This is a genomic window from Candidatus Tisiphia endosymbiont of Micropterix aruncella (assembly GCF_965178575.1).
GTDB lineage: Bacteria > Pseudomonadota > Alphaproteobacteria > Rickettsiales > Rickettsiaceae > Tisiphia.
In genome coordinates, this window is the sequence record NZ_OZ238268.1 from 582,680 (window position 1) to 595,068 (window position 12,389).

Below are 12,389 nucleotides of genomic sequence, written 5' to 3' on the forward strand. Positions count from 1 at the left end.
GATGAATTTCAAGAGTTGGCTAGGCGTGCGAGTGGCGAGCGAACTAGCCCGCATATTGCATGAAGGGTGTATGAATATGAGTTGAGTTGTAAATTAGTATATAAATCTTACATACTAGTTAATTTTCTTACAAAATATATCTAAAATCATGATTTTTTCTGATTTTAGATAAAATTCCCCCTTACCCCCTTTTTTATATGTGCCGGGAACAGCACTATAGTTAGCTCATTCTAGAGCTAACGCCTTCAGGACACTATTCCATATATGCTGATAAGGATATGATGAAGCTAACAAGAATTTGATACTTCTAGTATTACGAATAATTATAGCTCCAATTTTAAATAGTTTTAAACGTATAGTACCAACTTGTGCTTTGGCTAGTTCCGTGCCTTGCAATAGTTTATCACGAATATATTCTATCAAAGTGTATGCTAACCCGGATAAAAGCAATCTCAACTGGTTAGCCCACCATTTATGACAAGAAGTACGATCAGAAACAACTCTAATTGCTGCTCCTTAATACGATTCTCCATATCGCCACGTGTGCAATAAATTTTGTCGTATAAATCTTCAGGCTTACCTGCTAAATTAGTTACTACATATCTTGGATTCTCACCAAGGCTACCTACTTCAGCTTTACCTATTATCTTGCGTTGATGACTCCAGCTACCAGCTTGATATTGAAATTCGCTAAAAAGACGTTGCTTTTCTTTTGTTGCAGCAAATTGCTCACTAGCCTGTTGCATAATGGGTGCAAGCAGTTTATTAAGATTATTATTTTTTGCCATGCCAACTATATACTTTACATTATTACTATCGCACCAATCTAACATTTTATCTCGGCAGAATCCACCGTCACCACGAAAAATAATCTCAACCTCAGACCATGCTTTACGTAGATACTTTACTAATAACGATAATATCACCCATGCATGCTTAGCTTGATCTTGATCTGATGGACGTAAATAGTTAACTAATAACTTTTTTCCACAAAATACGTATAAAGGTAAAAAACAATTATGACGATAATAACCGTGATAAAACTTACCTTCCTGATTACCGTGAATCTCATCATCTGTGGCATCAAAATCAAGTATTAGTGACGAAGGAACTGTTTTATATGATGCAATAAATTTATCCAGCATCAACTTATGTACCTCTATGGCAAACTGACGATCAGCTTTATTCTCAAAACGGCATAAAGTAGAGCTGCTAGCCATATCTTCGAGTGTACCGACAGTTGTTTGTAAAGCTGGACATTTTCTTAAATGATCATGATCATTTAAGTCTTCATAACCAAGAGCAATCGAGTAAATACGCTGCTTGAGTATTGAAACTAAGCTGTGAGTAATTTTACTAGGATTACGTTTATCAGGAAATAATTTTGCCAAATCATTAGTGATACCAAGTCTTCTATCTGCTTCTCCTAGCAACAACGCACCTCCATCGCTACTAATATCACCACCAGTGAAATTTATTGCTAATTGACGATTTTTTACTTTGGTAAATTGGTAATTTGATGCTATACAATTTGTCATGGCAAAACTCCTTGCTTTAATGCTTTGTAACACTAGTATTATATATCACTACAGGGGTTTTGTCTCCTCCTATCTCATGCAATATCCAGGCTAGGTGTACATTTAGTACATGAGTACGCGAGTTCCTGATATTTTCAAAAAACAATTCTTTAAAGCAGAAGGGTATACGCGAATCCATGATATAGCTAACCCGAGAAGGCTTTAGCTATATGTTATCTTAGCTAAGAATGATGGTATGGACGAGTAAGTAAAAGAAACTTTACTTACTACCGTGATCACGAATATAATTCGGTCACATAATTATACTATTTAATAATTAAAAAGGAGTCCATACCATGAAAGATATTAACATACTAGGCATTGATTTAGCAAAAACAATTTTTCATATTGTTGCATTAAATAAAGATGGTGAAAAAATATTAGCTAAAAAATTACACAGAGAAGAATTTGAAGACTACATTTTAACAAACATTCCCAAGAATAGTTTATTGGTAATGGAAGCATGTGGCAGTTGTCATTATTGGAGCAATAAGTTTATGGAATCAGGTTTTACAGTAAAATTACTTAAACCATGTGATGTAAAAGCTTTTGCAAAAACTCGGCAAAAAAATGATACAAATGATGCTTTGGCAATAGCAAGAGCAGGAAAAGATCCGGAGTTAAAATCGGTTCGTATAAAAAATATATCACAACAAGAGATTAGTTGGTTACATAAACGTCGGCAACATATTATTAGACAAAGAGTACAATATAGTAATGGTTTAATGAGTGATTTACTTGAATTTGGTTATTACATAAAAATGAGTAAATCTAAATTTGCCCGTGAGGCATTAAATATAGTAGAAGATGCCAAAAATGCTGGTGTGATTTCAGAGAGAATGTATAAGGAAATGAAGGTAATAGCTGAAGAAATTGCTACGTTATTAATACAAGAATCAGCAATAGATAAACAGCTAATAGCAATAAATAAAGAATCTGAAACAGCTACTTTATTAAAAACAATACCAGGTATTGGAGAAATTAATGCTAATATACTAAGCATAGCAGCATATGAAAATTATGATGATTGTCGAAGTTTTGCTGCAAGTTTAGGATTAGTACCTAAGCAAAATAGCACAGGTGGTAAAACAAGTCTTGGATCTATCACTAAGAAAGGAGAGAGATATGTTAGAACTATGCTGATACAAGGAGCAAGGTCTATTGCAATCAGAGCAAAAATACAAAAGGATCCTACTGATCATTTAGTGCAATGTGCAAAGAAATTGCTGGAAAGGATGAGCTTTAATAAGGCTGCTGTGGCAATAGCAAACAAATTAGCTAGAATAGCGTATGTATGTGTTACAAGAAAATGTGCATATGCTTGATAGTTGGTGGTGTATATAGATTTATCTGTATTTTATCTATATAAAAAGAAGAAGTAAGTAAATAGGATTTAAGAGGTACGATATAAGCGAAAGTGATTGGAGATAATAAATGGGCATTCCAAAAACAAGACCGAGATTTTATGTCAAGGCTCTAGAAGCCGTAAGAATGAGTGGATAACTCCAAGGATTGCGTGGAATGCGAAAACTATTATGGCACTAGATGCCGAATATATGACAGCTTATTTTTTTATTACTCCCGCATCATTTTTCTTATTGACTTACTTACTCGTCCATATATGACATACTAGCGATCCACGTTACGTTAATTCGGGATAAGGATTAGTAAAAATGCTTTAGCTATAACTAATACAAGATTTTGGATATGTATAAATTGCATTTCTGTGAATTCATACATTAATTGCTCTTCGTAGTGTATATATGTCTGCTATTTTTACTAATCCTTATCCCGAATTAACGTACGTTGGTAAAGCTTTCGTTGGGGTGATATAATGCTTTTTTAGCAAAGTGGCGGCTCATCGCTTATTAGCTCACACTCTGCCATAATGGCGGTAGGGGTGATGTCACCCCTAATGTGGCGATGATTACTTGAGACTACTATTACTTTATTACATCGATACTCGAGGTTAGTTAGTTGTAGCGAATATACAGGATAGTCAACATGCTGTATCACCAATAAGTTCTACAGATGATTGATATTCCAGCTCTGTAGATGTCGGTAAAAAATCTGCGAGAGCTTTGAGGTCGCATGTTATTGTTGGGTTGTAGATAGAAGAACTCTTAAAAAGCCATGGGCTTTTAAAAAACCATCCGTATTCCCCCTTGTCCATATCCTTGGCAGTTAAGTCATTTAATATAATACCATTGTCTGCTGAAAGTTTAAATGACTCATAGTTTTTATAGCCATTACCTTTTTTAACTTCTAAAGGCATCTTGGTGTTTTCTTGTTCCAATAATGCTTGTTGCTTTAATAAATGAATTGATAGTAAATTTTGATAGTAGTCATGGCTCGCACTCGCACTATCAGTTTTATTATATCCAGCAATAACCATTTCTTTATGGTTTTTTATCAATGATTCTAGAGGCTTTTTGCTATATTCTGTATAATTATCTCCTATAAGAATCTTACTATTCTTGCCATTATCTTCAAATGATTTAATTAATATTGTTCTCATATGTGAGGATGGAACAGTTATCATATACTCTTTATCTAGATGATGCTCCAATGTAGCTTTAGCAATAAAACTATGCAAGTTTGTTGATAGATTTTTATGAAATTCCCCTTTATAAGAAGGGGCTCTTGCAATCCCTACATGTCCAGTAAAATGAGCATTTTTAGATGTCATCATACTCACAAACATTTCAATTGATTCTTGGTCAATCTTATTGTGATCTTGCCAAATTTTATTTGCAACAAAAGCAACATATGTTTCTGTAAGATCCTGGTCATGATAACGTAAACTAGGCAAAAATCCTATAATACCAATGTTTGCATTTTTTATACCTGTATGTGTACTATCATAGTTCTTGCTATTTTGCATCTGATTCATAGCATATTCGTACCACATATCACATTTTTCTGTGACTTTCACCATATAGAAATGAAGATCTTCTTGTTGTAAATGGTAAATTTCTGATTTTACCTCTTGTGATTCATATATAGATTTTAATTTATCTTTAAGATTAGAATGTCGTTGAGCAATTGCAGTAAAATCAAAATTCGTGAGTATTTTTAAAGCATGAAAATACTGCATTGATTTGTCATTTGTAGATTTCGCTTCATTATAGGTATTACAAGCATTCTTTACAAACTTAGCTAAGTCATCATTGCTTAGATTATTAGTATCACAGTCCTTAACTTGGCTATGAAAATTTTTAATTAAAGTATCGGTTACACTAAATTTTGCATTAAATTTAATTTCTACTCCAGATGTTATGCTTAAAGATGTAATGTGATTATCATGGCAATTATGGCGACCTAGTTGTATATATTGTAGCAGAGGGGTTGATAAAATAAACTCTTTAAAGTCATTAAAATGACCTTGATTAAGATATTCAATCTTAATAGAATCGACATTATCAAGCATTCCTAGAAATTGTGCTTTATTTTGTAAAATATACTGGATTCCTTCAAAGCCAATGGTGTTCAATATATGGTCGTTAATAGTTAAGGTGTTAGTTCTTATGCTGTTTCCAGCGTCTTTTAATAATTTTAATATTTTGTTATTGTCATATTCTAAATTTGGCATGTAATTCCTACCTATATTAAATTTTAATCCGTTTAAAACGGATTATGTCAGTTATTATATACTAAATTACTTAATTATTTAGTATAATTTTGCAAAAATTCATGTTATACGCGAATTCGGGATAAGAATTTGTCAATTCTTATCCCAAATTCGGTAAAATTATAGAAACAATCAGATTTGAGACGGCTCTGCATCTGATTGTTAAATTAATATTTTGCTAAAAACATGATTTTAAAAGATTAAAATCACGTTTTTAGCTTTAGAAAGGTTTAAAATGCATTCGCGTTAGCCGCTTTAAGAATGCATTTTTCCTTATATTAAAGCTGATTCGGGATAAGAATTAGTTAATTCTTATCCCGAATTGGGGTGTTATATAGTTAAGCTTTATTATTTTGCCTCTAATGAAATCAAATAAAACGCTATTGCAGCAGCATTTGAGACATTTAAGCTTTCTACTTTGCTTGAAATGGGTATTTTAACTAAGTGATCACATGCTTCTTTAACTAGACGTCTGATTCCTTTATCTTCAGAGCCAAGTACTATTGCCATTTTATCTGAAAATATTTTTGTACTTAAAGATTGTGTTGCGTTACCATCAAGACCAATAATCCAAAACCCATGTTTTTTTAGATATTCTATTGACCACCTTAAATTAGTGACTTTAACCATTTGTACTAGTTCTAAAGCTCCAGAAGCTGTTTTTGCTATGGTAGCATTTTCATCGGGTGCATTATCTAGAGGTAATATTATGGCTGTGATGTCAAAGGAAGCTGCGCTACGAATAATAGCACCAATATTTTGTGGATCAGTTATTTGATCCAAAATAGCAACTTTACAATTAGGAATAGTTATGTCAATATCTTCAATGCGATTAGAGAAGATACTTTTAACGTTAGCGGCTATTCCCTGATGATTATGATTTGAACCAAAAAGACGGGTCAAGTAATCTATATTGGTAATCTCATACGGGTGGTTAGAGATTAAATTTTTGTGCAAATTGAAAATATCTTCTGTACATAAAACATTTTGAATATAACGTTTTGGGTTGCTTAATGCTGCAAATACTGGATGTTTGCCATATATATAGTGCAAATCTTTAGAAATTTTAGCTTTATTTCTCATCTTATTAGAACCTAGAGTAATTTATTCTTGACACAAACTACTATTTATTATAGAAAGTTACAACTGATAAACGTTCTGAAGTAACGTAAGTTTAATATTAGCTTATTTAGGATGGTTCAAGAGAAAAGATTCGGGGTCATTTGAGCTTCAGTTTTATAACAAAAAAGATGTGATGTCCTTCCTGCGTAGGCGAATCCATGATACCTAGCAGCTATTTAGGCTGTTTTTTGGATTTTCACCGCGGGAAGGGTATCGAGGCTTCTTAAGTTGACACCCATGCGATTACGCAGGAATGATACTGATGTTGTATTAAGGGTTTTATCCTTATTTGTAAAGGCTTGTAGTCCGAAGTTCAAATGTTCTTGGAAAAGAGCAGAGAAGATTTGTTGGCACTTATACTAATTTATATTATGCTTTACGTTTAATTAGACCATTTAATACTTGCGTAAATTCTTTGGAGGAATGGCCGAGTGGTCAATGGCAGCAGACTGTAAATCTGCCCGCGTGAGCGTACGAAGGTTCGAATCCTTCTTCCTCCACCACAAGTTGGTTAGGTAGATACGCGGGTGTAGCTCAATGGTAGAGCTCCAGCCTTCCAAGCTGGCCACGTGGGTTCGATTCCCATCACCCGCTCCAAGAGTATTGGTGATAATTGGAAATTGGATAAATTTGTATTTTTATGTTAAATTGTATTAAATCTTAAATTGTGGAGAATGAATTATGGCAAAGGTAAAATTTGAAAGGGATCTACCCCATTGTAATATAGGTACTATAGGACACGTAGATCATGGTAAGACTTCTTTAACAGCTGCAATAACTTTAGTGTTATCAAAAGAAGGTGGAGCACAGGCTACTAATTATGATGACATTGATAAAGCTCCTGAAGAGAGGGAAAGGGGTATAACTATTGCTACTGCTCACGTTGAATATAGAACTAAAAGAAGGCATTATGCTCACATTGATTGTCCTGGTCACGCAGATTATATAAAGAATATGATAAGCGGTGCAGCTCAAATGGATGCTGCTATATTGGTAGTATCTGCTGCTGATGGTCCAATGCCCCAAACAAGGGAACATATATTGCTTGCTAAGCAAGTTGGCGTACCTGCAATAGTTGTATTTTTGAATAAAGTTGATATGGTTGATGATCTAGAATTGCTTGACTTAGTAGAAATGGAAGTCAGAGAACTGTTATCAATGTATGATTTTCCTGGAGATGATATACCAGTTATCAGGGGTTCAGCTTTACAGGCTCTAGAAGGAAAACCTGAAGGTGAAGCTGCGATTAAAGAGTTGATGAATGCTATTGATGAATATATACCTCAGCCTGAGAGAGATACAGATAAACCTTTTTTAATGTCAATAGAAGATGTATTTTCTATTTCTGGAAGAGGTACGGTTGTTACTGGTAGAATCGAAAAAGGTATAGTAAAAGTTGGTGAAGAGGTAGAGATTGTCGGTATAAGAGATACTCAAAAAACTACTTGTACTGGTGTGGAAATGTTTAAGAAGCTATTAGATCAAGGTGAAGCCGGTGATAATGTTGGTATATTACTGCGTGGAACTAAAAGAGAAGATGTATGCAGAGGTCAAGTGTTAGCTAAGCCTGGAAGTATAACTCCGCATACTGAGTTTGAAGCTGAAGTTTATGTACTTACCACGAAAGAAGGTGGTCGTCATACAGCATTTACAGATAAATATCGACCACAGTTTTATTTTAGAACGACTGACGTAACTGGAGAAATAACTTTGAAAGATGGTAAAACAATGGTGATGCCTGGTGATAATGCGAATCTAAAAATTGCATTGATCGCTCCGATAGCTATGGAAGAGGGCGTACGTTTTGCTATACGTGAAGGTGGTAGGACAGTAGGAGCCGGTGTAGTATCAAAGATTATAAAATAATAAAAAATAGTCATCCTGAGAAAGTTCAGGATGACTATTTTTTTAAGGTTAGGCAAAATATGTTTAATTAGGCTTAATTAGAGTAAGTCTATTAAAGAATGTGCTTTGACTGGTCTAGCTGTTTATAAAAAGGTTTAGTTAATGAAAAATAATCAAAAAATCAAAATTCGTTTAAAGTCGTTTGATCACCGCTCGCTTGAGCAAGGTACTAGAGAAATAGTAGGGGCTGTTAAAAGAACCGGTGCTGATATAATTGGTCCAATTCCGCTGCCAAGGACAATTGAGAGATTTACCGTTAATAGGTCTCCACATGTCAATAAAAAATCAAGGGAGCAATTTGAGATTAGAATTCAGAAAAGGCTTTTGATAATAAGTTATCCAACTCCTCAGACTGTTGATGCTTTAAAAAAAGTTGATTTGCCTGCTGGTGTTGATGTTGAGATTAAGTTAGAGAGTGTTGAGTGATGAGAACCGGTTTAATTGCTAAAAAAATTGGTATGAGTTCAATTTTTAATGAAAAGGGAGAGAGATCTACCGTTACTTTTCTACAAGTTGAAGATTGCCAAGTAGTAGGACAAAAGACCTTAGAAAGGGATGGCTATAGTGCTTTGGTTATTGGGGTAAAAGATAAAAAATTATCTAAAGTAACAAAACCAATGAAGCAGGTATTTGCTAATGCTCAAGTTACGCCAAAGGAAAAATTGAAGGAATTTAGAATTTCTGAAACTTGTTTCCTTGATGTAGGTTCTGTATTGCACGTGAATCATTTTGTTATTGGTCAGTTTATAGATGTTGTAGGTACTACTATTGGTAAAGGTTTTGCCGGTAGTATGAAAAGGCATAATTTTAGAGGGCTTGAAGCTTCACATGGTGTATCTGTGTCTCACCGTTCGCATGGTTCTACTGGTGGTAGACAAGATCCTGGTAAAGTATTTAAGAATAAGAAAATGGCTGGTCATATGGGAAGTACAAGAGTTACTATTCAAAATTTGAAAGTAGTCGATACTGATATGGAAAACAGCATAATCATAGTTAGTGGAAATATTCCCGGTTCAAAAGGATCTTATGTCTACATTAAGGATGCTATTAAGAAAACCATTACAGCTATAGGATAAACTATATGAAAGCCAAATTATTAAATCTTGAAAATGAAGCTGTTGGTGAAATTGATTTAGATAACGAAGTGTTTGCCGTAGATTTTGTTAGGGAAGATATTATCAAGCTTGTTGTTGATTGGCAGAGAGCTAAAGCTATGGCTGGTACACATCAAACAAAGACAGTGTCGCAAGTATCTGGTACTACAAAGAAACCTTTTAAGCAAAAAGGTACGGGTAATGCAAGACAAGGATCTTTAAGATCTGTCCAAATGAGAGGTGGTGGAGTTTCTCACGGTCCAGTAACAAGGAGTCATGCTACAAAATTACCAAAAAAAGTTAGAAAACTTGGTTTAAAACATGCTTTGTCAGAAAAATTGGCTGAGGGAAAATTGCTAATAGTAGATTCTTTAAAATTACATGAATCAAAAACTTCTAATCTTATAAAATTATTAAGTAATTTTCATGGTAAGAGTTATTTTATTGTTAGTGGTGATGAGGTTGATATCAATTTTTCTTTGGCAGTACAAAATATTCCAAATACTATTTCAGTACCGCAAATTGGTGCAAATGTTTATGATATAATACGCCATGATTATGTTTTGTTATCACAAGAAGCTGTAGATGCTTTAGAAAAGAGGTTAAAGTGAAATCTTATAAACATTATGATCTTATTAGAAATCCTGTGATTACTGAGAAGAGCAATATTTTATCTGAGCAACAAAATAAGTTTACTTTTCATGTTGCTGATAGTGCTGAGAAAGCTTCTATCAAGATGGCTGTTGAAAAGATTTTTCAGGTTAAGGTTAAAAAAGTTAACATAATGAATGTAAAAGGTAAGAGAAAAAGATTCAAGGGTGTTAATGGTAGACAATCAGATAAAAAGAAAGCAATTGTGACGTTAGAAAAAGATTATACTATTGATTTTACTGGGGGTATTAAATAAATGGCTTTAAAAACGTTTAATCCAGTTACTCCATCCCTTAGAGAATTAGTACAGGTTGATAAATCTGATCTTTGGAAGGGTAAGCCTCATAAACCTTTAACTAAAGGTTTATCTAAGACTGGTGGTAGAAATAACTTGGGTAGAACCACTTCTTGGCATAGAGGAGGAGGGCATAAAAGGCTTTATCGTATAATAGATTTTAAAAGAAATAAACAGGATATATTTGCCACTGTTGAAAGAATAGAATATGATCCTAATAGAACTTCCTTCATTGCTTTAATTAAATTCGATGATGGTGAGTATTCTTATATTTTAGCACCACAAAAGCTTATCGTAGGAGATAGAATAGTATCAAGTGATGAAGCTGACATAAAAGTAGGAAATTGTTTATCTTTGAAATCTATTCCTGTTGGTACTACTTTACATAATGTAGAAATGAAAGTTGGTAAAGGTGGTCAAATTGCAAGATCTGCTGGTACTTCTGTTAATTTAGTAGGTAAGGATTCGGGTTATGCACAGATCAAGCTTCGATCTGGAGAATTTAGGTTGATACCGTTAGATTGTAAAGCTACCATAGGTGTTGTTTCAAACCCTGATCAAAAAAATACCAATTTAGGTAAGGCCGGAAGAAATAGATGGCTAGGTTGGAGACCACATGTTCGTGGTGTTGCAATGAATCCAGTCGATCACCCACATGGGGGAGGAGAGGGGAAAACTTCTGGTGGTCGTCATCCAGTGACTCCATGGGGTTTCCCAACTAAGGGTAAGAAAACACGTAAGAATAAGCTTACATCAAAATTTATTATTAAGAGAAGAAAGTAATTAGGTAGTAATTATGGCTCGTTCAGTTTGGAAAGGACCTTTTGTAGATGGTTATCTGATAAAAAAAGTACAAAAATTGATTGAATCTGGTAAATCAGAAATGATCCAGACTTGGTCTAGAAGGTCAACAATTTTACCATTTTTTGTTGGAATAACATTTGCTGTACATAATGGAAATAAATTTATACCTGTGACTGTAAGTGAAGAAATGGTTGGTAAAAAATTAGGTGAGTTTTCTCCAACTAGAACTTTTCATGGTCATGGTACAGATAAAAAAGTTAAGAGAAAATAGATATGGTGAAGGTGAATAAAGGCTCTACTACAGCAATTGCTAAGTCTCTTAGAGTGAGTCCGAGGAAATTGAATTTGGTTGCAACTTCTATTAGGAATATGAAAGTGTCTGAGGCTCTAATTCAGCTTACCTTTTCCCCTAGAAGAATTGCTCAAGATGTAAAAAAATGTTTACAGTCTGCTGTTGCTAATGCTGAAAATAATTTCGGTTTAGATATTGATACTTTGTTTATTACTTCTGCAACTGTAGGTAAGGCGTTGGTGATGAAAAGAATTATGCCAAGAGCTAAAGGAAGAGCAACAAGGATTAATAAATTTTTTAGTAATTTATATATTACAGTTACTGAAGTTGAGGGGAAATAAGATATGGGGCAAAAAGTTAATCCGCATGGCTTTAGAGTTGGTCCGACATTAATTAAAGGTTGGGACTCGGTGTTATATGCTGATAAGAAGCACTATAAAGTCCTTCTTATCCAAGATTTAGAGGTTAGAAATCTAGTTAATAAAAACTATGTGCAAGCACAAGTTAGTAGGGTGTTAATAGAGAGACCTTCTAATAAGAATGTTATAATTAATATTTTTGCTAAAAAGCCTGGAGTTATTATAGGTAAAAGTGGTAACGACATTGATAAATTAAAAAAATCTGTCCAAAAAATTACGGGTTTAGAAGAAATATATATTAACATACATGAAGTAAAGAAGCCTAATATAGACTCTAATATTATTGCTCAAACGATTGCTATGCAGCTTGAAAAAAGAGTATCTTTTAGAAAAGCTATGAAAACTGCTATCCAAGCCTGCTTCAAGCAAGGAGGGTTAGGTATAAAGGTTGCTTGTTCTGGACGTTTAGCTGGAGCTGAAATAGCGAGAACAGAGTGGTATAGAGAAGGTAGAGTACCTTTACATACTTTGAGAGCTGATATTGACTATGCGACTGCTGAAGCTATGACAACTTATGGAGTTATAGGTATAAAGGTTTGGGTCTATAGGGGTGATCATGTGGAAAATAGAAAGAAACATAATTAATTTTGAAGTAAAAT

At 33.9% G+C, this 12,389-nt stretch carries 12 protein-coding genes, 2 tRNA genes and 1 pseudogene; 12 read left to right on the forward strand and 3 right to left on the reverse strand.

The annotated features are described in order from the left end of the window. Positions 1 to 225: 225 nt before the first annotated feature. Positions 226 to 1,538 (reverse strand): annotated as a pseudogene (locus ACN1AG_RS02810) (IS1380 family transposase). Positions 1,539 to 1,873: 335 nt separating this feature from the next. On the opposite strand from ACN1AG_RS02810, the gene ACN1AG_RS02815 reads away from it, so the two are divergent. Further along, entirely contained in the window at positions 1,874 to 2,902 is a 1,029-nt protein-coding gene (locus tag ACN1AG_RS02815; protein WP_417905407.1) for an IS110 family transposase, read from the forward strand. A gap of 674 nt (positions 2,903 to 3,576) precedes the next feature. Here ACN1AG_RS02815 and ACN1AG_RS02820 read toward each other — a convergent pair. Then, positions 3,577 to 5,169 (reverse strand): hypothetical protein, encoded by a 1,593-nt coding sequence (locus ACN1AG_RS02820; RefSeq protein WP_417905408.1) that lies wholly within the window; start codon positions 5,167 to 5,169, stop codon positions 3,577 to 3,579. A 387-nt stretch (positions 5,170 to 5,556) separates the two neighbouring features. Then, positions 5,557 to 6,291 (reverse strand): 23S rRNA (guanosine(2251)-2'-O)-methyltransferase RlmB, encoded by a 735-nt coding sequence (gene rlmB, locus ACN1AG_RS02825; RefSeq protein WP_341757727.1) that lies wholly within the window; start codon positions 6,289 to 6,291, stop codon positions 5,557 to 5,559. A 456-nt stretch (positions 6,292 to 6,747) separates the two neighbouring features. On the opposite strand from rlmB, the gene ACN1AG_RS02830 reads away from it, so the two are divergent. The 11 genes from ACN1AG_RS02830 (at position 6,748) to rpsC (ending at position 12,375) form a co-directional block, all read left to right on the forward strand. Then, positions 6,748 to 6,833: transfer RNA gene (locus ACN1AG_RS02830), tRNA-Tyr, on the forward strand. A gap of 20 nt (positions 6,834 to 6,853) precedes the next feature. Next, positions 6,854 to 6,927, forward strand: a tRNA-Gly gene (locus tag ACN1AG_RS02835). Positions 6,928 to 7,011: 84 nt separating this feature from the next. Beyond that, positions 7,012 to 8,196: an elongation factor Tu gene (tuf, locus tag ACN1AG_RS02840; RefSeq protein WP_417905409.1), complete on the forward strand. Its 1,185-nt coding sequence runs from the start codon at positions 7,012 to 7,014 to the stop codon at positions 8,194 to 8,196. A 141-nt stretch (positions 8,197 to 8,337) separates the two neighbouring features. After that, a complete protein-coding gene (gene rpsJ, locus ACN1AG_RS02845; RefSeq protein ID WP_341748171.1) occupies positions 8,338 to 8,661 on the forward strand; it encodes a 30S ribosomal protein S10 in 324 nt (107 codons plus the stop codon). Further along, positions 8,661 to 9,311, forward strand: a complete 651-nt coding sequence (rplC, locus tag ACN1AG_RS02850; RefSeq protein ID WP_341754793.1) for a 50S ribosomal protein L3 — start codon at positions 8,661 to 8,663, stop codon at positions 9,309 to 9,311. Before rpsJ ends, rplC begins: the two co-directional genes overlap by 1 nt. Positions 9,312 to 9,316: 5 nt before the next feature. Then, positions 9,317 to 9,940 (forward strand): 50S ribosomal protein L4, encoded by a 624-nt coding sequence (rplD, locus tag ACN1AG_RS02855; RefSeq protein ID WP_417905410.1) that lies wholly within the window; start codon positions 9,317 to 9,319, stop codon positions 9,938 to 9,940. After that, entirely contained in the window at positions 9,937 to 10,236 is a 300-nt protein-coding gene (gene rplW / locus ACN1AG_RS02860) for a 50S ribosomal protein L23 (protein ID WP_341757723.1), read from the forward strand. The genes rplD and rplW overlap by 4 nt, the downstream gene beginning before the upstream one ends. Next, positions 10,237 to 11,058: a 50S ribosomal protein L2 gene (rplB, locus tag ACN1AG_RS02865; protein WP_341754674.1), complete on the forward strand. Its 822-nt coding sequence runs from the start codon at positions 10,237 to 10,239 to the stop codon at positions 11,056 to 11,058. It begins immediately after the preceding gene. Between the two features lie 13 nt (positions 11,059 to 11,071). Next, positions 11,072 to 11,350, forward strand: a complete 279-nt coding sequence (gene rpsS / locus ACN1AG_RS02870; RefSeq protein ID WP_341748176.1) for a 30S ribosomal protein S19 — start codon at positions 11,072 to 11,074, stop codon at positions 11,348 to 11,350. Between the two features lie 2 nt (positions 11,351 to 11,352). Next, positions 11,353 to 11,712: a 50S ribosomal protein L22 gene (gene rplV / locus ACN1AG_RS02875; protein ID WP_341748177.1), complete on the forward strand. Its 360-nt coding sequence runs from the start codon at positions 11,353 to 11,355 to the stop codon at positions 11,710 to 11,712. 3 nt (positions 11,713 to 11,715) lie between these two features. Further along, positions 11,716 to 12,375, forward strand: coding sequence for a 30S ribosomal protein S3 (rpsC, locus tag ACN1AG_RS02880; protein ID WP_341754673.1), 660 nt, complete (start codon positions 11,716 to 11,718; stop codon positions 12,373 to 12,375). Positions 12,376 to 12,389 lie beyond the last annotated feature (14 nt).